Annotated in this window: 21 protein-coding genes; 7 read left to right on the forward strand and 14 right to left on the reverse strand. The window is 72.6% G+C overall.

Annotated elements, in window-relative coordinates:
- Window positions 1-105 precede the first annotated feature (105 nt).
- Window positions 106-1,224, forward strand: a complete 1,119-nt coding sequence (locus tag AB0I68_RS06160) for an SMP-30/gluconolactonase/LRE family protein (protein ID WP_363175994.1) — start codon at window positions 106-108, stop codon at window positions 1,222-1,224.
- A 42-nt stretch (window positions 1,225-1,266) separates the two neighbouring features.
- Here the strand turns inward: AB0I68_RS06160 and AB0I68_RS06165 are convergent, their stop codons facing one another.
- The gene (locus AB0I68_RS06165) at window positions 1,267-3,105 is read right to left on the reverse strand and encodes an NHL domain-containing thioredoxin family protein (RefSeq protein ID WP_363175995.1); all 1,839 of its coding nucleotides are present in this window, start codon (window positions 3,103-3,105) and stop codon (window positions 1,267-1,269) included.
- Between the two features lie 151 nt (window positions 3,106-3,256).
- On the opposite strand from AB0I68_RS06165, the gene AB0I68_RS06170 reads away from it, so the two are divergent.
- Window positions 3,257-3,811: a Uma2 family endonuclease gene (locus tag AB0I68_RS06170; RefSeq protein ID WP_363175996.1), complete on the forward strand. Its 555-nt coding sequence runs from the start codon at window positions 3,257-3,259 to the stop codon at window positions 3,809-3,811.
- On the opposite strand, the gene AB0I68_RS06175 is transcribed toward AB0I68_RS06170, so the two are convergent.
- The 3 genes from AB0I68_RS06175 to AB0I68_RS06185 form a co-directional block, all read right to left on the reverse strand.
- Window positions 3,808-4,329, reverse strand: a complete 522-nt coding sequence (locus AB0I68_RS06175; RefSeq protein ID WP_363175997.1) for a DUF4240 domain-containing protein — start codon at window positions 4,327-4,329, stop codon at window positions 3,808-3,810. The two genes, AB0I68_RS06170 and AB0I68_RS06175, sit on opposite strands and share 4 nt — an antisense overlap.
- Before the next feature lie 28 nt (window positions 4,330-4,357).
- A complete protein-coding gene (locus tag AB0I68_RS06180) occupies window positions 4,358-5,161 on the reverse strand; it encodes a hypothetical protein (protein ID WP_363175998.1) in 804 nt (267 codons plus the stop codon).
- Window positions 5,162-5,366: 205 nt separating this feature from the next.
- Complete coding sequence (locus AB0I68_RS06185; RefSeq protein WP_363175999.1) at window positions 5,367-6,146, reverse strand: carbon-nitrogen family hydrolase; 780 nt, start codon at window positions 6,144-6,146, stop codon at window positions 5,367-5,369.
- A gap of 149 nt (window positions 6,147-6,295) precedes the next feature.
- On the opposite strand from AB0I68_RS06185, the gene AB0I68_RS06190 reads away from it, so the two are divergent.
- Both AB0I68_RS06190 and AB0I68_RS06195 read left to right on the forward strand, forming a co-directional pair.
- Window positions 6,296-7,126, forward strand: coding sequence for a maleylpyruvate isomerase family mycothiol-dependent enzyme (locus AB0I68_RS06190; protein ID WP_363176000.1), 831 nt, complete (start codon window positions 6,296-6,298; stop codon window positions 7,124-7,126).
- Between the two features lie 121 nt (window positions 7,127-7,247).
- Window positions 7,248-8,252 (forward strand): helix-turn-helix domain-containing protein, encoded by a 1,005-nt coding sequence (locus tag AB0I68_RS06195; protein WP_363176001.1) that lies wholly within the window; start codon window positions 7,248-7,250, stop codon window positions 8,250-8,252.
- A 168-nt stretch (window positions 8,253-8,420) separates the two neighbouring features.
- Here AB0I68_RS06195 and AB0I68_RS06200 read toward each other — a convergent pair whose 3' ends face one another.
- The 8 genes from AB0I68_RS06200 to AB0I68_RS06235 all read right to left on the reverse strand — a co-directional run bounded on the left by AB0I68_RS06200 (window position 8,421) and on the right by AB0I68_RS06235 (window position 17,761).
- The gene (locus AB0I68_RS06200; RefSeq protein ID WP_363176002.1) at window positions 8,421-9,731 is read right to left on the reverse strand and encodes an MFS transporter; all 1,311 of its coding nucleotides are present in this window, start codon (window positions 9,729-9,731) and stop codon (window positions 8,421-8,423) included.
- Entirely contained in the window at window positions 9,728-10,405 is a 678-nt protein-coding gene (locus AB0I68_RS06205) for a GntR family transcriptional regulator (RefSeq protein WP_363176003.1), read from the reverse strand. Before AB0I68_RS06205 ends, AB0I68_RS06200 begins: the two co-directional genes overlap by 4 nt.
- A gap of 149 nt (window positions 10,406-10,554) precedes the next feature.
- A complete protein-coding gene (locus AB0I68_RS06210) occupies window positions 10,555-10,884 on the reverse strand; it encodes a protease inhibitor I42 family protein (RefSeq protein ID WP_363176004.1) in 330 nt (109 codons plus the stop codon).
- 18 nt (window positions 10,885-10,902) lie between these two features.
- Window positions 10,903-12,801, reverse strand: a complete 1,899-nt coding sequence (locus AB0I68_RS06215) for a C1 family peptidase (RefSeq protein ID WP_363176005.1) — start codon at window positions 12,799-12,801, stop codon at window positions 10,903-10,905.
- Window positions 12,802-12,977: 176 nt separating this feature from the next.
- Entirely contained in the window at window positions 12,978-14,048 is a 1,071-nt protein-coding gene (locus tag AB0I68_RS06220) for a hypothetical protein (protein WP_363176006.1), read from the reverse strand.
- Between the two features lie 282 nt (window positions 14,049-14,330).
- Window positions 14,331-15,842 (reverse strand): MFS transporter, encoded by a 1,512-nt coding sequence (locus AB0I68_RS06225; protein WP_363176007.1) that lies wholly within the window; start codon window positions 15,840-15,842, stop codon window positions 14,331-14,333.
- A gap of 54 nt (window positions 15,843-15,896) precedes the next feature.
- Entirely contained in the window at window positions 15,897-16,967 is a 1,071-nt protein-coding gene (locus tag AB0I68_RS06230; RefSeq protein WP_363176008.1) for an NADPH:quinone reductase, read from the reverse strand.
- Window positions 16,968-17,182: 215 nt separating this feature from the next.
- Window positions 17,183-17,761, reverse strand: a complete 579-nt coding sequence (locus AB0I68_RS06235; protein ID WP_363176009.1) for an NADPH-dependent FMN reductase — start codon at window positions 17,759-17,761, stop codon at window positions 17,183-17,185.
- A gap of 272 nt (window positions 17,762-18,033) precedes the next feature.
- Between AB0I68_RS06235 and AB0I68_RS06240 the strand changes: the two genes are divergently transcribed.
- A complete protein-coding gene (locus AB0I68_RS06240; protein ID WP_363176010.1) occupies window positions 18,034-18,945 on the forward strand; it encodes a pirin family protein in 912 nt (303 codons plus the stop codon).
- Window positions 18,946-19,088: 143 nt separating this feature from the next.
- Complete coding sequence (locus AB0I68_RS06245) at window positions 19,089-19,295, forward strand: hypothetical protein (RefSeq protein ID WP_363176011.1); 207 nt, start codon at window positions 19,089-19,091, stop codon at window positions 19,293-19,295.
- 401 nt (window positions 19,296-19,696) lie between these two features.
- Here AB0I68_RS06245 and AB0I68_RS06250 read toward each other — a convergent pair whose 3' ends face one another.
- Complete coding sequence (locus AB0I68_RS06250) at window positions 19,697-20,227, reverse strand: hypothetical protein (protein ID WP_363176012.1); 531 nt, start codon at window positions 20,225-20,227, stop codon at window positions 19,697-19,699.
- A 338-nt stretch (window positions 20,228-20,565) separates the two neighbouring features.
- On the reverse strand, window positions 20,566-21,222 hold the full coding sequence (locus AB0I68_RS06255) for a TetR/AcrR family transcriptional regulator (protein WP_363176013.1): 657 nt from the start codon (window positions 21,220-21,222) through the stop codon (window positions 20,566-20,568).
- A gap of 188 nt (window positions 21,223-21,410) precedes the next feature.
- On the opposite strand from AB0I68_RS06255, the gene AB0I68_RS06260 reads away from it, so the two are divergent.
- On the forward strand, window positions 21,411-21,962 hold the full coding sequence (locus AB0I68_RS06260; protein WP_363176014.1) for an SRPBCC family protein: 552 nt from the start codon (window positions 21,411-21,413) through the stop codon (window positions 21,960-21,962).
- The last annotated feature ends 45 nt before the right edge of the window (window positions 21,963-22,007 follow it).

Here is a 22,007-nt window from a genome sequence, read left to right on the forward strand (position 1 = left end):
CGGCCGGGTGGGTCGATCTGAGGGGCGTCGCGGTGTGATGAACCGATGGTGACACTCCGTCATGTTGTGCTGGACTCCTCACGCCCGGCCGACAAGGAGAGTCCCGTGCTCCGCCTGCTCCGCATGCCCCGAATGGCCCGCAGACTCCGTATGCCGCGTATCGCCGGAGCCGTGGGCGTCGCCCTCGCCGTGGGCATCGCCCTCGCCGTGCTCGCGTCCGCCCCCGCCGCGGGCGTGGTCGCAGCCGGCACGCCGACGCCGCCGACGGCGCCGAAGTCCTGGTTCTCCCTGACGGACCCGCGGATCGTCGCGCACTTCGACTTCAAGGCCGGCGAGACGCCGGAGAACATCGCCCTGGAGCCCGACGGCTCCGCCGATCTGACCTTCGCCTTCGCCCGCCAGGTGGTGCGGGTCGACAGGCACGGCGGCAGACGGGTCCTCGCGACGCTGCCCGCCGTCACGGAACCGAAGACCCCCCTCGTCGGCGCCGCCGTCGTGAGCGGGATCGTCCGCACCCACGACGGAACGCTCTACGTCGCGTACAACACGGGAACGATCGAGACCGGCATCTACCGGATCACCCCGGACGGCGAGGTCGAAAAGCTCGTCGACCTGCGGCCGAACGGCTTCGCCAACGGCCTCGCCCTCGACGGGCACCGCGGGCTGCTCTACGCCGCCGACTCCGTCCTCGGCACGGTGTGGCGCATCCCGCTGGACGAAGAACGCCCCCAGGCGACGGCCTGGGCCACCGGCGCCGCGCTCGAGCCGGCCACGTTCATCGGCGCGAACGGCATCAAGGTACGCAACCACGCGGTCTGGGTGTCGAACTACGACCGGGGCACGCTGCTGCGGATCCCGGTCGAGGAGGACGGGTCCGCGGGGATGATCAGGACGCACGCCACCGGGCTGACGGGGATCGACGACTTCGCGTTCGCCGGGCACGGCGAGAAGGTGCTCGCCGCGCTGAACGACGCCGACAGCGAGCTCGCCCTGGTCCAGCCCGACGGCACCCACACCGTCGTGCTTTCCGGGAAGGACGGACTGTCCGGGCCCACCTCGGTGGCGGTCCGCCACCACAAGGTCTACGTCCCCAGCGGCGCCTTCCTCACGGGCATCGACCCGAACCTGCTGGTCGCCGACGTCGAAAGGAACGAGAACCAGGAGGACCACGAGGACCACGAGGACCACGGGAAGCACGGGAAGCACGGGAAGCACGAGGACTGAGCCGTCCGGCCGGGGCCCACAGCGGGCCCCGGCCGGACGCCCCTACGCCCTGTCGTCGAGTCCGGCGAGGACGAGGGGCAGCCGGCTCACGCCCTCAGGGGTGACGGTCACCGGCACACCCCAGTCCTGCTGGTGCACGTGGCAGGCCGGGTACTCGTTCGCCGGGTCGTCGTCGCACGACGCCGCCATGGCGGAGACGTGCAGGACGCCCTGGGCGATGTCCGGGTTCAGGGCCAGCTCCCGGAACAGGTCCGTCCCGGCCCCCTCGCCCTCCGCCAGGAGCTCCGGCGGGGTCGAGGAGACCAGCAGCCGCGTCGAAGGCCCGTAGCGGGTGTCGAGCTTCTGCCCGGTCGGCGCCTGGAACACCACGTCGAGCCGGAGCGTGCCCGGGGCGACCTCGGTGGCGGCCCGCCGCGTGCGGTGGGCGACGGCGTCGACCCGGACCGCCTCCTCCGGCAGCCGCAGCCGGGTCAGCCGGTGCCGGGCCGACTCGACGACCACGATGTCCTCGCCGGCCAGCACGGCGTCGCTGGGCTCCCGCAGATCGGTGGCCAGCGTGGAGACCTGGCCGGTCGCCGGGTCGAAGCGGCGCAGCGCGTGGTTGTACGTGTCGCACACCGCGACCGAGCCGTCGGGCAGCGCGGTCACCCCGAGCGGGTGCTGGAGCAGCGCCTGGCCGGCGTCGCCGTCCCGGTGCCCGAAGTCGAACAGGCCGGTCCCGACGGCGGTCCGGACGGCGTACCCCGCACCGTCGGGCTCCACGTACCGCAGGGCGCTGTTCTCGGAGTCGGCGATCCACAGCCGGTCCCCGGCGGCCGCGAGCCCGGACGGCTGCGCGAGCCAGGCCTCGAGGGCGGGCCCGTCGTGCAGGCCCTCGCTGGTCGTCCCCGCGGCGACGGCCACGGTCCCGGTCTGCGGGTCCCAGGTCCACAGCTGGTGCACGCCCGCCATGGCGATCCACACCTTGCCCTGCCACCAGGCCACGTCCCACGGCGAGGACAGGTCCACTTCCAGGGCCGGCCCGGAGGCCGGGGACCCCTGCCACCACTGCCGCCCGGTCCCGGCGACGGTCTCGACGGCGCCCGTCCCGGGATCGAAGCGGCGCAGCGCGTGGTTGACGGTGTCGGCGACGACGACGGACCCGTCGGGCAGCAACGCCAGCCCTTGGGGCTCGCTGAAGCTGTCGGCGGTGAAGCCGCGCTCCCCGCTGCCGATGCGTCGTACGACGCTCTCGCCATCGGCGGCCAGCTCCACGAGCTGGTGCCGCGTCGAGTCCGACACGAGCAGGTTCCCGGACGGCAGCACGAGCGCCTTCCCGGGGAACCGCAGGTCGGTCGCCACCGGCTCGGGCGCCACGTACGGCCCGTCGCCGCGCCGCAGCGTCCCCTTGGCCTCGTGCTCGGCCTCGAGCTCCTCCACGAGCCGCGCGATGGCGTGCGCGTGCCCCTCACCGGCGTGCTGCGCGACGATGTACCCCTCGGGGTCGATCACGACGAGCGTCGGCCAGGCCCGTACGGCGTACTGCTTCCAGGTGGCCAGCTCGGGATCGTCGAGCACGGGGTGGTGCACCTCGTACCGCTCGACGGCGTCGACGACGGCCGCGTGCTCGGCCTCGTGCACGAACTTCGGCGAGTGCACCCCGATGATCACGACGGTGTCGCGGTGCTTCTCCTCCAGCTCGCGCAGCTCGTCGAGGACGTGCAGGCAGTTGATGCAGCAGAAGGTCCAAAAATCAACAACAACGCACTTACCTCGCAGGTCGGCGAGGGTGAGCTCTTTGCCGCCGGTGTTGAGCCAGCCACCCTTGCCGATCAGCTCGGGGGCACGGACACGGGCACGTCGGCGGGGCGCGGGGGTGGGCGCCGGGGCGGCATCGTTCATCCTTCAAGCTTGCCATCCGCCCGTGAACGCCCGATCACGGCCGTACGAAGCGCCGTCCGCCGCCCGCCCGGCATATGCCACCCGTGGGGGTGACGACGGCCGGGCGGGCGCCGTGGGACTCTGGCTGCAGGCAACGGAGGAGGCGTCCGGAATGACCACCGCGCACGACTACGGCGAGGGCATCGATCCCGAGCACGCGCTGAAGTACGCCATCCAGCACTGGGTCGGGGACCGCACGGAGATCGTTGAGGGGGTCGTCGACAACGTGACACCGAACTGGGATCACGAGAACGCCGCCGAGGAGATCCGCGACCAGATCAAGCCGCGGGTACGGGATCTCGGTTGCGTGACCGGCTCCGGCAATCTCGACCTCCCGGGCTCGGCGAACTGGTACGTTCCCGACCTTGCCGTGGCTCCGAAAGATCTGGCGAAGGGTGGCGGGGCCCTGCTTCCCGATCAAACACTGCTGATCGTCGAGGTGACCTCGGAGTCGAACGCCGAGACCGATCGGGGCGTCAAGCGCAAGCGGTACGCCGAGTACGGTGCGCCGCTGTACCTGCTGGTCGACCGGCTCGACAAAACCGTCACGCTGTTCTCCGGGCCCGGGCGGCTCGGTTACACCGAGGTCGACGGGCCGCACCCGTTCGGGGAGACCGTTCGGCTCCCGGCGCCCTTCGGTCTCGACCTCGACACCAGCGGGCTCTAGTCGAAGAGGGCGCTCAGGCGGGGCAGGCGCGTGGAGGTTTCCGCCGTGTCGTCGAAGTCGAAGTCCCAGGCCGGGTCCAGCGACGGGTAGCTGATCGTGAAGGAGTCCGACGGCAGTTCGCGGCCCGTGGCCGATTCGTACGCCGTCCACGCGATCGAGAGGGCCTCCTCGTCCCACAGCTCCAGGCCCTCGGCCGCCGCCTCGCGGACCGCGGGGTGGTCCGCGAGGGAGTCGGGGTCGGCCAGGGCGCGGGCGAAGGCCTCCTCGCCCTGGGTCAGGAGCCAGCCGCGGAAGTAGTCGAAGCCGTCGTCCGAGCAGCCGCCGTTGATCACGTAGGCCGCGGCCCACAGAGGGCTGCGGTAGGACTCCGCCAGCAGATCCCACAGGACCTGCTGGGCCGCGGCTATCTCGGCCTCCGGGCAGCGCGCCAGCAACTCCGAGGCGCGCGCCGCCACCTGGTCCGGTTCGGCCTCCGACCGGGCCGTCTCGATCAGCTTCCAGAACGTGTGCTTGTCCATGGGGGAAGCCTGGCATCCCCCTCTGACATCACGCGGTGAGGAAGGAGTGGAGGGATTCGGTGAGAGCGGTGATGAAGGCCTCCCGGGTCTGCGGCGCCACGAGGTCCAAGGAGAGGTACGGGTTCAGGTCCTCGAGCTCGACCAGGAGGAGCTCGCCCGAGGGGGCGCGGCAGGCGTCCACCCGCTGGATGCCGTGCGACAGGGTGTTCCACTCGATGAAGCTGCGGGCGAAGGCGAGGTCCGCCGGCGTCGCCTCGTACGGCGCGAGTTCCCAGCGGCGGGCCGGGTCCGGGGCGTGGAGGGCGTACTGGAAGGCGTCGTCGACGAAGTAGAAGGACACCTCGTACGCGAAGTCGATGCGCGGCTGGATGAGGTTCTCGCCCGCCGGTCCGGCCGGGTGCGGGGTGAAGGTCAGGCCTATCGAGTCCGCGCCCTGCTTGGGCTTCACCACGTACGAGGGCACCGAGGGGAGCAGGGCGAGGTCCGCGGGGTCGTCGATCGTGGGGATCACCGGGTAGCCGGCGGTCGTGAGGTCGAGGAGGTACTGCTTGCCCGCCATGTCGCCGCGGCCCGTGAGCGGGTTGTAGACGCGGGTGCCGGCGGCGAGGGCTGCCGCGCGGAAGGAGTCGTACGCCTCCTGGTAGTGCAGGACCGGTCCGCTGTTGCGGACGATCACCGCGTCGAAGCCCGCCGTCATGCCCGCCGCGTCCAGCGGGTGGCACAGGGCCAGCGGGAAGTGCTCGCGCAGGCGCGAGGTGAGGAGGATGTCCTCGTCGCAGTACCGGCGGCCGCGCGCCGGGTACGCCAGGTCGGTCACGTAGAGCAGAGGCATGGCGGCAACCTATCGCGGGCATCGGTCCGGGCATGAAACACCCGGTTCGGGACAAAGCGCCGGCCCTCGGAGACGACTGCCGGATCGAGGACGAGGACGGGAGGCACGCCTTCCTCGTCGGCGGGAAGGCGCTGCGCTCCTTCGGGTGCCCCGGGTGGCCCGGAGGCGCCCCGGAGGTGCGCGGGGCGCCTCCGGGCCAGGGTTTCTAGCGGCCCAGGCGGCGGTCCTTGAGGGCCGGAAACTGGTCGCGGGTCTCGGCGACCTTCGCCGGGTCCAGGTCTACGGTGAGGACGTCCTCGCCGGGGCCCGCCTCGGCCAGGACCTCGCCCCAGGGGTCCACCACCAGGCTGTGCCCGGCCTGCTCGACGCCCGCGTGCGTACCGGCCAGCCCGCAGGCGAGGACGTACGACTGGTCCTCGACGGCCCGCGCCCGGTTCAGCAGGGTCCAGTGGCCCCGGCGGCGGGCCGGCCAGCCCGCGGCCACGACCATCGTGGTGGCCCCGGCGTCGACCAGGCCGCGGAACAGCTCGGGGAAGCGCAGGTCGTAGCAGGTGGCGATGCCGAGGGTCTGCTCCGGCAGGGTCACGGTGGTCAGGGAGTCGCCGGCCGTCATCAGCACGGCCTCGCCCTGGTCGAAGCCGAAGCGGTGGATCTTGCGGTACGTGGCGGCCAGCTCGCCGGACGGGGAGAGGACGAGGGCGGTGTTGTAGAGCGAGCCGTCGCCGGCGCGCTCCACGACCGAACCGGCGTGCAGCCAGACCCCGGCGTCGCGCGCCGCCTTGGACATCGCCTCGTACGTCGGCCCGTCCAGCGGCTCGGCTTCGGTCTCGAACTGCTCGTAGGCGAAGGCACCCACCGTCCACAATTCGGGCAGGACGACCAGATCCGTGCCGGCCTGATCCCGTACGAGATCGGCCACCCGGGCACGTCGGGAAGTGACCGACTCCCCGTCGGTCACCGCGATTTGGATCAGCGAGGCGCGCACAGTACCACCGTCCTGGCATTCAAGCCGTCAACTCGGGCCTACGATCGTCACACGAAAGCACTGCCGGGGTGCTCACCGGCAGCGTAGTTTTGGAAGCAGTCCACACGCTTCCAGAAAACGCGCCACTGAACAGCACGCGAGGGGTCCCGTTGACCGTCCAGCCGCATCCCAGCCTCCAGCCCTATGCCGACGCGTGGACGCACTCCATCGAGGCGATATCCGAGCTGGTCCTCCCCCTGGCGGAGGGCGAGTGGAACCGGGCGACACCGTGTCCCGGCTGGTCCGTCCGTGATGTGGTGTCACACATCATCGGCATCGAGTGCGAGCAGCTGGGGGATCCGCGGCCGATCCACACCGTCGCGAGGGATCTGCGGCACGTGGTCGACGAATTCAGCCGGTACATGGAGGTGCAGGTCGACGTCCGGCGCCACCACACCGCGCCGGAGATGACCTCGGAGCTCGAGTACACGATCATCCGGCGGTCGCGGCAGCTGCGCAACGAGAAGCGGGATCCGGCCACGATGGTGCGCGGGCCGCTGGGCGACCAGGTGACGCTGGAGTTCGCGCTGCGGCTGCGGGCGTTCGACGTGTGGATCCACGAGCAGGACCTGCGGGCGGCGCTGGGCGTGCCGGGGAACTGGGACTCGCCGGGGGCGTACGTGGCGCGGGACATCCTGCTCGCCGGGCTGCCGAAGGTCGTCGCGAAGCTGGCGGGGGCCCCGGCGAACTCGGCGGTGATCCTCGACGTGCACGGCCCGGTGGAGTTCATGCGGACGGTGCGCGTGGACGCCGAGGGACGCGGGACGATCGACAAGGCGCCCTCGCTCGGGCCGGCGGTGACGCTGACGACGGACTGGGAGACGTACGTCCGGCTGGCGGCGGGGCGGGTCCGGCCGGGCACGGTGGCCGACCGGGTGAAGGTCGAGGGCGATGCGGAGCTCGCCGAGGCGATCCTGGCGAACTTCGCCGTGACCCCGTAGCCGGCCGCAGGCCCCCCCTGCCGTCGGGATCCCGTCCGGACGAGAACCGGTACGGGCCGATCGCACGTCCCCTGCTTCGGGCGCAACGTTCGCAGAGGGGTCTTTCGAAGTGTGGTCGAAGGTGTCGTCCGCTGCCGTACCGGCGGCGGAGCGGTTCGAGTGGTTCTCCGACATGGTGGCGCAGGAGCTGGTGCCCACGTCGATCAGCAGTGAGCACGCGGCCGACTTCCAGGCGGAGGTCTCCGTGCTGGACCTGGGTCCGGTGCAGGTGTCGAAGTTCGCGTACGAGCCGCTGCGCGGCCGGCGCACGCCCGCGCACATCCGGAGCAGCGACCCGGAGCAGTACCAGCTGGGGCTGGTGACCCGCGGCCGGATGCACCTCTCCCAGAACGGCAACGAATCGGGCTTCTTCAACGGGGACATGGTGCTCTGGGACACCTGGCACCCCTTCGAGTCCTGCGCCCCGGAGGACGGCGGCCGGGTCAACGCCGTGATCCTGTCCTTCCCGCGCTCCGCGATGCCGCTGCGGACCGACCGCGTCGACCGGCTCCTCGCGCAGCGCATCCCCGGCCGCCACGGCTTCGGGGCGATCGTCTCCCAGTACCTGCGCGGCCTGGCCGCGCACGGCGCGGACTGCGGGCCCGCCGAGCTCGAACGGCTCGGCCACACCGCCCTCGACCTGGTCGGCACCTGCCTCGCCGGGCAGCTCGGCGCCGCGGAACAGCTGACGGCGCAGGCCCGCAAGAGCGCCCTGCTGGAGCAGATCGACACCTTCATCGGCCACAACCTCGGCGACCCGGAGCTGACCCCGGCGGCCGTCGCGGCCCGGCACAGCATGTCGCTGCGCCGCCTGCAGCTGCTCTTCCGGGAGCGGGGGGAGACGGTCGCGGCCGGAATCCGGCGACGGCGCCTGGAACGGTGCCGGGCCGAGCTGTCCGACCCCGCGCTGCTGACCCGGCCCGTCCACGTGGTGGCCGGGCGCTGGGGGTTCAGCAATGCCGCGGTCTTCAGCCGGGTGTTCCGCGAGGCATACGGGGCCAGCCCCAGCGAGCTGCGCCACCAGGCGGTGCAGGAGGCCCTTGCGCGCAACATCAACGAGATGTGCGCGGAGGGCAAACGGGCCTGACCGTATCCGGCCATAGGCTCGGCAACCGCCGGCCGCAAGCCTGCGACCTTGCGACGGCCGGGCGGGAAAGGACGGGGGTCTGTCCCGCCCGGCCGCGGCGGGGGCCGAACCGGCTTCGGTGCCGTGCCGCCGCGCAAGCGCCGCGGCGTAGGCCTCCGGGGTGCCGGGTCAGGCCGGGGCCGGGCTGGGGGAGTCCGACGGGTGCCGGGCCGGGGCGGCCTGGAGGCGGGTGCGTTCCACCTGCAGGGCCTGGGGGCGCAGGCGGAGGATCTGGGTCAGGCCCAGGAGTTCCACCGCGAAGACCGACGAGAAGGCGATCCGGTAGTTGTCGCCGGTGGCGTCCAGCAGGAGGCCCATCGCCAGCAGGGTCGTCATCGAGGCGAGGAAGCCGCCCATGTTGGTGATGCCCGACGCGGTGCCCTGGCGTTCCGCCGGGTTCGCGGGGCGGGCGAAGTCGAAGCCGATCATCGAGGCCGGGCCGCACGTGCCGAGCACCACGCACAGCGTGACGAGGAGCCACATCGGGGCGTGCGCGCCGGAGCAGGCCAGGACCGAGGCCCACAGCACCGCCGTGAGGGCGACCGTGCCGAGCGCCAGCGGGATCCGGGCCGCCTGGCGGCGGCCGATGAGCTGGCCGTAGACGAGGCCGAAGCCCATGTGGGAGGCCACCACCAGCGTCAGCAGCCCGGCCGCGGTGGTCCGCGCCAGCCCCTGGTCCTCGACGAGGAACGGCATGCCCCACAGCAGCAGGAACACCATCGCCGGGAACTGCGTGGTGAAGTGCACCCACAGGCCGAGCCGGGTGCCCGGTTCCCGCCAGGAGTCGCGGATCTGGCGGCGTACGAAGCCCCCGCCCCCCGGCGGTGCCGGCGGCGGCTCGTAACCCTCCGGGTGGTCCCGCAGGAAGAGGACGAGCGGAACAAGGACGATGAGGCCCGCCACCGCACTGCCCGCGAAGGCCGGGATCCAGCCGACCCCGTGCAGGACGGGGGCCAGCACCAGCGTGGAGACCAGGTTGCCGGCCATGCCGACCAGGCCGGCCAGCTGTGCCATCAGCGGGCCGCGCCGGGCCGGGAACCACCGGGTGCCCAGCCGCAGGACGGAGATGAAGGTCATGGCGTCGCCGCAGCCCAGCAGGGCGCGCGCCGCGAGGGCCATCCCGTACGAGGGCGAGAGCGCGAAGCCGATCTGGCCGGCCGTGAAGAGGACCGCGCCCAGCGTCAGCACCTTCTTGGTGCCGAGCCGGTCCACCAGCAGGCCGACGGGTATCTGCATGCCCGCGTAGACCAGGAGTTGGAGGAGCGAGAAGGCCGAGAGGGCGGAGGCGCCCACGTGGAAGCGGTCCGCCGCCTCGAGTCCGGCCACGCCCAGGCTGGTACGGAAGATCACCGCGACGAAGTAGACGGCGACGCCGATGGACCAGACGGCCACCGCTTTCCGGCCGCCCGGAGGATCCCTGAAGACGACCTGCCCCGTCACCGGCCCGGCCCCCGCACCAGCGCCTCGACCCGGCCCACGTGGCCCCGTACCGCGGCGGCCGCGGTCTGCGCGTCCCCGGCCCGCAGCGCGTCCAGGATCTCCGCGTGCTCGGCCAGCGTCCGCTCGACCCGCTCGGGATGGGCGTGCAGCAGGGCCACGCCCATCCGCAGCTGCCGGTCGCGGAGCTGGTCGTACAGCCGGCTCAGGATCTGGTTGCCGGCGTTGCGCACGATCTCGGCGTGGAAGCCCCGGTCGGCGGCCATCATCGCGGCGAGGTCGCCCTCGGCTGCGTGCCGGCGCTGCTCCTCCAGCAGCCCGGCGAGCCGCTCCAGCAGGCCGGGCGAGGCGGGCACGGCCCTGCGTACGGTGAACTCCTCGACCAGCAGCCGGGTTTCGAGTACGTCGGTGATCTCCTGCGCGGAGACCGGCAGCACGAGCGCGCCCTTCTTCGGGTAGAGCTTCAGCAGCCCCTCGGTCTCCAGCCGCAGCAGTGCCTCGCGGACCGGCGTACGGGACACCCCGACGGCGTCGGCGAGTTCGCCCTCGGTGAGGAGGGTGCCGCCCTCGTAGCGGCGGTCCACCAGTACGGCCTGCTTGACGTGCCGGTAGACGCGTTCGGCGGCGGTGACGGTGGCAGTGACGGCGGTCGGGGCGGGCGGCGCGGCGGACGGCATGCGCACAGGATAGATACATGAAGTGTGCACCGGTCGCCCCGTCCGGGATGTGGACCGCCGCCCCGCGCCGCTGGACCGAACGACGCACCCGGGCTTCGTCCAACCGCAGGACGTACGGGGCCCGCCGGAGGCCGTACGGCACCGGGCCCTCAGGGCGCGGGGGCCGCGCCCCGGGCCGCGCCGGTGACCTCCACCTCCAGCACGAACTCGTCGTACGGGGCCTCCTGCGGGTAGGGCGGGCGGATCTGCGCGAAGCGGATCCGGGCCCGCCCGCCCGGGCAGCGGCCGCGGACCACGTACGTCCGCTCCAGCGGGGCGCCGGGGAGGACCTCCACGGGCGGCGGCGGGGTCTCGCTCACGGACACGGCGTCCGCATCCCCGGTGACCTGCCAGGTCCACACGTACCCGCGCGCCCCGCGCCCGGTGAGCCGCAGCTCGTACGACTCACCGGCGCCGAGGGCGACCTTGCGTACTTCCACCCGCGACGACCTCCCCGCTCAGGCGGGGCCGATCACCGGCCCCTCGTGCCAGCCTGCCCGGTCCCGCCAGTAGTGCTGCAGCTGCCGGTCCGTGCGCAGGACGATGACCTCCAGGTTGAACCCGAAACTGCCCTGGAGCATCCCGGTGACGGCGAGCGCGTCGTGGCCGAAGACGGCGCTGCGGCTCCAGGCGGAGCCGGAGGCGTTGCCCCGCCACCAGTGCTCGATGCACCCGCCGGCGGCGACCGCGCAGAGCTCGTAGTTTCCGGCGGTGTCCTCGTCGGCCGCCCCGTACTGCGCCTCGATCAGGCAGGGCGCGGAGGTGATCCCGCTGCCGAAGACCTCCCCCGGGCGCCAGGCGAAGCCGTTCGGGTCGTCGCGCCACCACAGCTGCATCCGGCCGTCCGTACGGGTGGCGACGAGGTCGAGGTGGCGGCTGCGGGTCTGGACCAGGGCGGGCCCGAAATGGGCGATGCCGGAGGCGAAGCGGCCGCCGTCGTTCCAGGTCCAGGGGGCGCCGTTGATCCGCCACCAGTGGTTGAGCCGGCCGTCGGCGGTGCGGACGACCACCTCGAAGTTGCCCGGCTTCCCGTAGTCGCTCTGGATGAACGCCGGGGTCGAGCCGATCGCGGCGTCGCCCGGCCCGAACGCGCCGCCGTCGCGCCAGGCCCCGCCGGACTGCTCGTAGAACCAGTGGCGCAGCCGGCCGCCGGTGGTCACGTGCAGGGACTCCATGTTCCGGTTGTACGTGGTCCCGGTGAAGGCGGGCTGGCCGGAGGCGTCGTTCGCGTAGCTCTGGGCACGGGCCCACGGGAAGGGGGCGTCGCCCTCGCGCCACCAGTGCTGGAGGCGGCCGCCGCCGGCGGTGGCGAGCATCTCGAAGTTGCGGTGGGCGCGGCCGTTGCCGCTCTCGTAGACGTTGCCGGCGTGCAGCCGGCGCTTGCTCCACGGGTCGATGTTGGTGCCGCGCAGGCCGCACTTGGCCCAGTAGTCGATCTTGACTTCGCCGTAGGCGATCCGCCCGTACCCGCCGACGTGGTAGCCCGGCCCCCAGGAGTTCTTGAACAGCCAGCAGCCCGCGGCGTCGTCGTAGCCGACGATCAGCACGCAGTGGCCGCCCGCGAGGTGGTCGCTGGTGCGGTGGTAGACGCCGGAGCCGAGGCCGAAGAAGTCGTCGTACACGTCGAAGCAGGCGGTCAGCGGGCCGACGGTGTCGAGCCAGACCTTCTGCTGCTCCACGTCGCCGAGGCGGACGTAGTCGGTGATCCGGACGGTACGGCCGGACCGGTCCCAGCTGGGGGTGTACTCGGCGCGCCACGCGTCGCGGCGGTCGGCGGGGACGGTGGACGGGGGCGGGGAGTAGGGCCAGCAGTCCGGGTCGGCGAGGCCGCCGTTGGCTTTGATCCAGTCGAGGGCGGTCTCGGGGTTGGAGCCCTGGCCGCAGGTGAACTTCAGGCCGTCGTGGACGTCCCCCTCGGACCGCTCCGCCCAGACGCCGTGCTCGATACGGGCCATGGACTCGACGAGGCCCGCGGCCCCGAAGGCCCAGCAGGAGCCGCACGGGTTCTGGTCCTTGACCCTGGTGATCCAGGGCCAGCCCCAGCGGCTGCGCCAGTCGACGGCGGCGGGGCGGGCTCCGGCGGCCGGCCCTTGCGTGTCGGGCAGCAGCCCGTGGGCGGCCCGGCGCCGGGTGAGGTGCGGATTGCCGCTCTCGTGCCCGATGAGCCCCCGCAGGTCGATGGCGCCGATCTCGTCGGCGGGCGTGAGGTTCGCCCCGGGTTCCATGCCGAGCGAGGGCCGGGGCACGGCCTCCTCGTCGGCGAGATGCTCGATGACGGACCAGCGCGCTCCGTGCTCCACGAGCTGCGCGCGCAGCTCCCCCACCGTCTGGACAGACTCGACAGACTGCTCCGGCATACCGGCCCCCCAGCTGCAACCGTTCGGATGCGAGATCCGGGAGCGTCCACCGGGCGGCGGGGCGCGTCAAGGGTGTTCGCAAGGTCGCGCGGTCGCACGGGGGGTCGTACGCGGTCGCCCGTCCGCCCCCGGCGTCGGAGGGACGCCGGGGGCGGACGGGCTTGATGCGGGGCTTACTAGGCCGGGTCCGGAGCGGGGGCCGGGGCGGCGGCCGGCATGCCGGGCACGCCGAGGCCGGTGAACAGGGCGGCCACGGTGGCGCCCAGGTCGTTCACGACGTCCGTGGCCTTGGCCTTGGCGTCGGTCGTGCAGCCGCAGGGGCCGGCCGCCTTGGCGACCTCGTCGACGGATGCCTTGAGGTGGTCGACCGCGGCGGCGACGAGGTCCAGGGGGGCACCGGCCCTGGCCCGCGCGGCGACGGGGGCGACGGCAGGGACCGCGGCCGGGAGCGTGACGGGCTTGCCGGCCTCGGCGGGCGGCTTGGCCGCTTGGGCCGGAGGCTTCGCGGCCTCGACCGGGGGCTTCGCCGCCTCGGCCGGGGGCTTCACCACGGCCGGGGGCTTGGCCACCATGGCCGGGGGCTTGGCCACCATGGCCGGGGGCTTGGCGGCCTCGGCGGGCGGCTTGGCCACCTCGGCCGGGGGCTTCACCGCTTCGACCGGGGGCTTCACCGCCTCGGCGGGCGGCTTGGCGGCCTCGGCCGGGGGCTTCGCGGCCTCGGCCGGAGGCTTCGCAGCCTCGGCGGGCGGCTTGGCGGCCTCGGCCGGGGGCTTCACTGCCTCAGCAGGAGGCTTGGCCACGTCCGCCGGAGGGTTCGGCTCCGCTGCCGCGGGCCGCTTCGGCAGGAGCACCGGGGTCGCCGGGAGGGCGGCCGGAGGCTTGGCGGCGGACTCGGGTGCGGTGGGCGCGGCCGGGGCGGCCGGGGCAGCCGCCGCGAACGTCTTCTTCATGCCCGCGAGCGCCGCGTCGATCTTCTGCTTGTGCGCGGCCAGGGTCGCCTCCGGGAGCTTCCCGTCCGGCGACTTCAGGACCTCCCCGAGGAAGTTGGTGACGGGCGTGATCAGGCTGCCTGCGGAGCCCAGGGACTCCACCTGCGCGGTCAGCGCCTCGGCACCGGGGAGGGACTTCTTCGCCACGGGCGCCGACGGCCCGGCGAGGGCGTTGGCCGCCCCGGCCAGACCGGGGGACGCGGTCAGCAGCGTCACGCAGAGGGCGGCGGGGAGGGTGTAGCGGGTGATGCGGTACAAGATCGCTCTCCTGTTCAGAGGCAGAGTGGTGACATGGGACGTGGGACACGGGACATGTCGTGGGGCACGGGACTTGCCCCTGTCCACTCACGGCCACTCCGTCACATCCGGCAACCGGAGGCCGGTGCGCACACCCCGGAGAAACGCCCCGAAACCGCCGCATCCAGCGCTGTGATCTGCACGGATCGCTTCACTCTCCAGGCGTGCTGCACTCTCGTGATGACATCACCCTGAGTGACCGCCACGGGTGTCGGGACCTCCACCCCGGCCTGCCCCCCTTGGTCAGGCCGGAGTGGAGGAGTGCTCTGCCTGCCGCTCGGCGGTCCTCGGGCCGGCAGCATGGCCGGCATGGCCGCTCGTGCCGCCCCGGCGGCCCCGCCGGCCGGGCGCCAGCCCGTACACGGCCAGGCCGATGGCCAGCACGAACACCGCGCAGGCCGCCTCGAAGGCGAACGCGTACCCGCCCGTCGCGGCCGCCGGGTCCCCGGCGGCCAGCAGGGAGGCCGTCCGGGCGTCGGCGGCCGAGGTGATCAGGGCGAGGCTGATGGTCGGCCCGGCCAGGATGGCCGTGTTGACCACCGCCCCGGCCAGGGCGGACTGCTCCTCCGGGACCCCGCTGACGGCACCCGGCACCGCGGCCGACATCAGCGTGCCGATACCGGCCGACAGGATGACCAGGCCCGCCAGCACGCACGGCGTCGAGCCCGTACGCAGCCCCACGCCGCCGATCAGGAAGAGGCCGGCGGCGATGACCGCCAGGCCCCCGACCGCCACCGCGCGGATGCCGTGGCGGGCGACGATCCGGCCCGCGACGAAGCCGACTCCGAGCAGCATCGCGCTGTACGGGATGAAGGCCAGCGCGTTCTGCAGCGCCGAATAGCCGCGTACCTGCTGGAAGTAGAGGGCCAGCAGGAAGGCGGTGCTCGCGCCGATCGCCGGGCCGAGCAGCGCGCAGACCAGGGCGGTGGCGCGGTAGCGCGAGGCGAGGAAGCCGGGCGGCAGCAGGGGGGCCCGTACGCGCCGCTGGGCCGAGACGAACACGGCGAGCAGGACCGCGCCGAGCGCGAGCGGGGCGAGGACCTGCGCCGCGGCCCAGCCGTGCGGGCCGACCATCACGAAGCCGTAGCCGAGGGTGGAGAGCGCGAGGGTGCCGAGCACCGCGCCGAGGAGATCCACGGGGACCCGTACGGGCGCGGGCCCGGCCGGCAGCGACCGGGGGGTGAGGGCCAGCACGGCCAGGGCCGCGGCGGCGAGCAGTCCGAAGCTCCACCGCCAGGTCAGCCAGGCGACGAGCGCCCCGCTGAGCACGATGCCCACGGCGGCACCGAGGCTGGCCAGCAGACCCCAGCGGGCCAGGGCGGCGGCCCTGGCCTTGCCCTCGGGGAAGACGGCCCGGAGCAGGGCCATGGCCGCGGGGGCGGCGAAAGCGGCCCCGCAGCCCTGGAGGAAGCGGGCGGCGAGGACGGTGTGGGAGGTGGGGGCCAGCGCCGCGGCGAGCGAGGCGGCGGCGAACAGGGCCGTTCCCCGGGTGAACAGCCGGCGCTGCCCGATCCGGTCGGTGAGCCGCCCGCCGAGCAGCAGCAGCCCGCTGAACGCCAGGCCGTACGCGGCGCTGTCGAGGATGAGGTCGATCCGGCTCAGGCCGAGTTCCCGCTGCATGGCCGGACCGGCGGCGAACGTCACCGACACCGAGGCGTTGAGCATGAGCTGCACGGCGCCGAGGATCGCGAACCGCGCCCAGGTGTTCCGCGGGGCGGCCAGGGCCTGGGCCCGGGCCTCTGGGGAATCGTCCATGCCGCGAGTCTGGCAGCCGCCGTCAGCGGCGGAAGGCGCCGGCGGGCCAGTCCGTCAGGTCACGGACTCCGTCGGCTCCGTCGGCTCCTTCGGCTGCTCCGACTGCTCCGACTGCTCCGGCTCCTTCGGCTGCTCCGACTGCTTCGACTGCTCCGGCAGCAACACCACGCGGCTGCCGTGCAGTTCACCGTCCTCGATGCGCCGGTGCGTACGGGCCGCCTCCGACAGGGGGACCCGCTCGACGGAGCGCGCGCGCAGCTTGCCGTTGGCCAGCAGGCGGTTGATCGACCCGGCGGCCTCGGCGAGTTCGGCCGCGGTGGCGTGCGAGATCACGAAGCCGACGAGGGAGCCGTCCTTCATGTAGAGCGGACCGGCCGGCAGGACGGGCCGGGAGCGGGCGCCGGCGAGGAGCACGATCCGCCCGCGGGGGGCGAGGAGCTCGACGGCGGCGGCCAGGTCGTTCGTGCCCGAGGTGTCGATGTGGACGTCGATGCCCTGCGGGCTGACCTCGCGGACACGGGCGATCAGTTCGGGGTCCTGGTAGTCGAGGACGGCTTCGGCGCCGAGCGCGCGGCAGTGCTCGGCGTCGCGCGCGGCGGCGGTGGCGACGACCCGGGCGCCGGCTTCGACGGCCATGACGATCAGGGCGCTGCCCACGTTCCCGGCGGCGCCGGCGACGAGCACGGTCTCGCCGGGGCGGACCCGGCCGTGGGTGAACAGGGCGAGGTACGCGGTGCCGGCCGGGTGCACGACCGCGACGGCCTCGGCGGCGTCCACGGCGGCGGGCAGCCGGTACAGGCGGTCGACCGGGACCACGGCCCGTTCGGCGGCGGCGCCCTGGCGGCCGCCGTGGCCGAGGCTGTTGCACCAGACGCGGTCCCCGGGGGCGAAGCCGGCCGCACCGGCGCCGGCGCGGACGACGGTGCCCACCAGGTCGCGGCCGATCACGAACGGGAACTCGACGGGGGTGCGGAAGATCCCGGACCGCACGAAGGTGTCCACCGGGTTGACGGACACCGCCTCGACCTCGACCAGGACATCCGTCGGGCCGGGGTCCGGAGGGGCGATCTCGCCGTAGCGGATGTTCTCGGCGGGGCCCAGTTCCTCGATGAAAGCTGCACGCATGAGGCGATCCTCGCAAGGGCTCCCGGGGTTCGCGCACCGCGCCGGGAAGGCTTCGTCAACTCCCCGGGCGGGATCCGGGAAAGGCCGAAGGGCCGCTACGGGGGTGTAAGCGGCCCTTCGGAGAGGGGGGATCGAGCAGGAGCTGGCGGCTCCGGCCGGTGGGGCGGGTCAGCCGACGGGTCAGCCGGCGGATCAGCCCGGGGACAGCCGACGGATCAGAGCTTGGCGTCGGCGTTGGCGCGGGTCTCGCGGATCTTCGTACCGAGGGCGGAGAGCAGCCCCTGCAGGATCTCGATGGCGGTCTCGTCGGTCAGGTTGCCGGCCTCGTCGAAGCGCTCCTGGGCGCGGAAGATCATGAGCTCGGGCTTGCCGACGACCTTGGAGTCCGTCCACAGGAACATCTGACGCAGCGCGAGCTGGGCGCGCACGGTGCCGAAGTTGGTCTGCGCGGCGCCGGCGATCGCGACCGGCTTGCCGGTCAGCGAGGAGTCGAGGGCCGGGCGGCTCGCCCAGTCGAGGGCGTTCTTCAGGACACCGGGGATCCCGTAGTTGTACTCGGGGGTGGCGATGAAGATGCCGTCCGCCTCGGCGATGCGGCGACGCAGGTCGGCCACCGCGACCGGCGCCGGCTCGACGTCGTGGTCGGTGTCGTAGGGCGGGATGTCGCGCAGGCCCTCGTAGATCTCGATGGCCAGGTCACCGGGGGCGAACTTCTGGGCGGCGCGCACGAGGGCGCTGTTGTACGAGGCGCCGCGCAGGCTGCCGGAGATGGCCAGGATCTTGAGCTCGGGCATGAACTGTCCTTCCGCAAAGGTGACATGCGCAGCGAATGCCGTATCCGGCACGCCCCTGCGAGGTGAGCGTCGGTGAATGAGCAGGAGTCTGTCCGCGCACGTGATGCACCGACAACGGCGGTCGGCGGTATCTGTCATCTATCCGCGGGCGGGTTGGTGCGCAGGACTTGATCCAGGACGGCCCCTCCCGGTATAACTGACATCGAACTGAACTGAACTGTATGGTTCATTCGACCGGAGAGCGACGACCGCCGACGACGAGAGAAGGCATCATGACCACGCAGGGTTCCGTCACCGAGACCGCCACCGCCATCGCCACCGCCACCGCGATCCGTTCGGTGATCGACGTACTCCAGCCGGTACACACCCTGGAGGGCGAGGGCTTCCCGGTCCGCCGCCCCTTCCCCACGCCGCGGATCCCACAGCTGGACCCGTTCCTGATGGTCGACCAGGTCGGCCCGGTGGACCTCGGCCCGGGCGAGCCCAAGGGTGCCCCCGACCACCCGCACCGCGGCTTCGAGACCATCGCGTACGTACTGGAGGGCGACATCGAGTACGCGGACTCCACCGGCAACCGCGGGGTCGTACCGCCCGGGGCCGTGCAGTGGCTGACGGCGGGCGCGGGCGTGGTGCACTCGGCCCAGCCGACCGACGCCTTCCGCGCGGCCGGGGGCCTCCAGCACAACCTGCAGATCTGGGTGAACCTGCCGGCCGCCCTCAAGGGACTGCGCCCGCGCACCCAGAACCACGGCGCGGCGCAGATCCCGGTGGTCCGGAACCTGGACGGCTCCTGGTTCAAGGTCATCGCGGGCTCGGCGCTCGGCGTGACCGGCCCCTTCGACACCCAGGTCCCGGTGACGGTCGTCCACGCCTCCCTCGCCCCGGGCGCGAGCGCGCAGCTCCCGGCGCCGACGGGCCGCAACGCGGCGGTCTACGCGCTGTCCGGCAGCGGCAAGGTCGCCTCGAGCGAGCTGGCCAACGGCGAACTGGCGGTCCTCGGAGACGACGGCGACACGGTCCTGGTCGAGGGCGGCCCGGTCGGCGCCGACCTCCTCTTCCTGACGGGCGAGCCGATCGGCGAACCGGTCTTCCGCAGCGGCCCGTTCGTGATGAACACCCCCGAGGAGATCGACCAGGCCTTCGACGACTACGCGGCGGACCGCCTGGGCCGCTACGAGAACTGATCCCTGCACAGCAGACACAACGGGGGGCACACCGCCGCACACCGGCGGGTGCCCCCGTTGTCTTCCCGCCCGGCCTGGCCGGATCGCGCCGGTGGCCCCGCCGGCCCGGGATACGCTCATCAAGATCACGAGGGGGAGGCGCCATGCGGTTTGTCTGGGGTGTGTGGCTCATCCGCCACTTCGAGGAATTCGCCTACAGCCAGGGGTTGTTGCGCAGCGTGATCGGCACGCTGGCCGTCCTCCTCACCGCCGTGCTCCTGGCGTACACCCTGCGCCACTCCAAGCCTTTCGCCCTGGCCGCCGGCGCCGCGGCCTGCGCCGGCGGGATCACCTGGCTGGCCGTGCACTGAGTCCGGCCCGCCACGGGCCCGGCCCTTCGGCGACTGCGCGGCGGACCGCCGGTGAAGCTCCCGGCGCCGGCCGTACGGGGATCGGTACGCCCACTGTCCGAGTCGAAGGAATGACACTCCGGCTACCGCAGTTGGGTCCCGTACGAAGACCAAGCCATCGCCGCGGTCGCCCACTCCGGCGTGGTGAACTCGCCCGGGGTCCAGGTCTCCGGGGGCAATCACCTACAGCTCTACGTCTGCCCGGAGTCCCCGGATCATCCGCACACGGACCTGGTCCAGTGAGCCATTGCCGAAGTCTTCCGCGCCAGCGCGCACACCACGGCAGCGGCGGGTGAGATTGCCCCGGCGCAGCATCGCGAAGCCTTGAGAGGGTGTTTTGTCACGTTTTTAGTCGGCCTGCTTCAGGCGGCCCCGCGCCGCCTTGCGGCGAGGTGGATCTCCTGTACGGCACCGGGCTGCTCCAGCAGCATCGCGCCGACCTCCTGACCCTGGTGGTGGATGCGCAGCCGCGGGCCGTCGGCGATCACGCGGAGTTCCGGCCACGGGTGCCGCCACAGCAGGACGGAGCGCTCCCACATCTGGATGCCGCGGGTGGTCAAGCGGAGTTGGTATTGAGGCCCCTCATGCGCTGCGGGGGGTGTGTGGTCGGTGTACGGGGGGCGGACGGCGTAGGTGCCGACCACCGTCTCCCCGGGCTCCAAGGCCTGGTCCTGGATGCTTTCCCGCCGGCCGATCCGGGCCCCGGTCCAGAAGGCGAACCCCGCTGTCAGCAAGGCCGCGGCCGTCACCGCCCACCAAGGCAGGTCGGCCATCAGCCCCAAGGGGACGACCGCCGCCACCGCGACGAGCGCCGTCACCGAACCGCTGGCCAGCCCCGCACGCCGGAGGCGGCCGTCCCGGCCGCTTTCGCCCCCGTCCTGTGCCTCGTTCACGTCCCGGACCGCCCTCCATGTGCCGCTGGTATGCCGCAACGGTACGTGCGTGCCGGTTGCGCACCCCGCCCGGGGCTCACGCAACTCGCCCTATTCCCATTGGGATTGACGGCTTAGAGGCATTTTGCGACGCTTTGAAGACGTCCGCCAACGCCCACCAGCACACCGCGCGTCGGCCACCTCGTGAAGCCGAGCACCGGAGAAGCCGCCCTCAACCGCTACGAGAGCCGCTGAATTCTCGCGGAACACCCTCCGAGAGCCCGGGCGGGGGAATCGGTGCCGCGCCGCCTCCCCGGTCGGCGGCCCCTTCAACGACCGGATGATCCGAACGGCGGGCCCTACAGGTTCACGCCGTACTGGTGGAGGAACATGTCCACGCCGCCCTGGACGAGGCGTTCCGCCAGGTCCTCGTCCAGGGCCGTGCCGTAGGCGCCGTAGACCAGGTGCGGGGAGAGGACCAGGCCCGAGAGCTGGAGGACGGCCAGTTCCATGTCCGGGATGCGCAGGAGGCCGCGGTCGTCGAGGCGGCGCAGGGCCGTGGCCAGGGCCGCGTGCTGGCGGCCGGGGCCCTCCTCCTGCCAGGTGGCTCCGAGTTCCGGGAAGCGGTGGCGTTCGCCTGCGATCACGTTGCGCAGCGCCAGCACCTCCGGGGTGGTGAGGCCCGCGACCCAGGTGCGGCAGGCCTCCAGCAGGTCGGTGCGGACGTCGTCCGACTCGGCGAGCCTGGCCTGGATCACCGACTGGGCCACCTCCAAAGCCTCGTCGAGCGTCTGCCCGATCACGGCGTTGAACAGGTTCTCCTTGCTGCCGAAGTGGTTGTAGATGGTGACCTTCGAGACGCCGGCCTCGGCGGCGAGCTGGTCCACTCCGGCCCCGAAGCCCTCGCGGAGGAACACCGTGCGCGCCGCCTCCAGGATGGCCTCGCGCTTGCGCGCTGCGCGCGCCCCGGTGGGAACGGCCTGCCGTGCTTCGTTGGCGCTGATCCTTGCGGTCATGTCGATCCCTGTCTCCTCGAAGGTGCGGGCCCAGTCTAGGACTCAACTGAACTGTACCGTTGCGTTCAGTTGAACTGAACTGTATGGTTCATCTAGCTGAAGACGCCAAACACGGCGCCGGGCAGCGCAGTTGAAGACAGCAGACGAGACAGCAGTTGAAGACAGTTCAGGCAATAGGAGGTCAATCCATGAGCGACACCCAGACTCCCCTCTTCCGGTCGCGAGCCCAGATCCACGTCACCGCCGCGCCGGCCGAGGTCTACGCCGTCGTCAGCGACCTGGCCCGCAGCGGCGAGTGGAGCGCCGAGTGCCTCGGCGGGGAATGGGCCACCGGCGCCCCCGGCGCGGTCGGCTCGGTGTTCCGCGGCGAGAACGAGCGCAGCGAGGACGTCGTCTCCTGGGCACCGGTGGTACGCGGCAAGTGGACGACGTTCGCCGAAGTCGTCGCCGCCGAGCCCGGCCGGACCTTCCAGTGGGCCATGCACAACAGCTCCGGCGAGAAGCAGGACAGCGTCTGGGGCTTCTCCATCGAGGCGGACGGCAAGGGCAGCCTCCTCGCCCACCACTTCCGGATGGGCTCCGCCACCGAGGGGATCCGCGGCATCACCGCCGAGATGGACGAGGACCGCAAGCAGCAGTTCTTCGCCGAGTGGGGCGAGAAGGTGGCCGGCGATCTCGCCGCGACCCTTGCGCGCATCAAGGTCGTCATCGAGGCCGGCCTCGCCGGTACCGGCTCCTGAGCTTCCGGTTCGTCACTGATCGTCACCGATCGTCATTGCAACTTA

This window comes from Streptomyces sp. NPDC050448 (assembly GCF_040655295.1).
Taxonomy (GTDB): Bacteria; Actinomycetota; Actinomycetes; order Streptomycetales; family Streptomycetaceae; genus Streptomyces.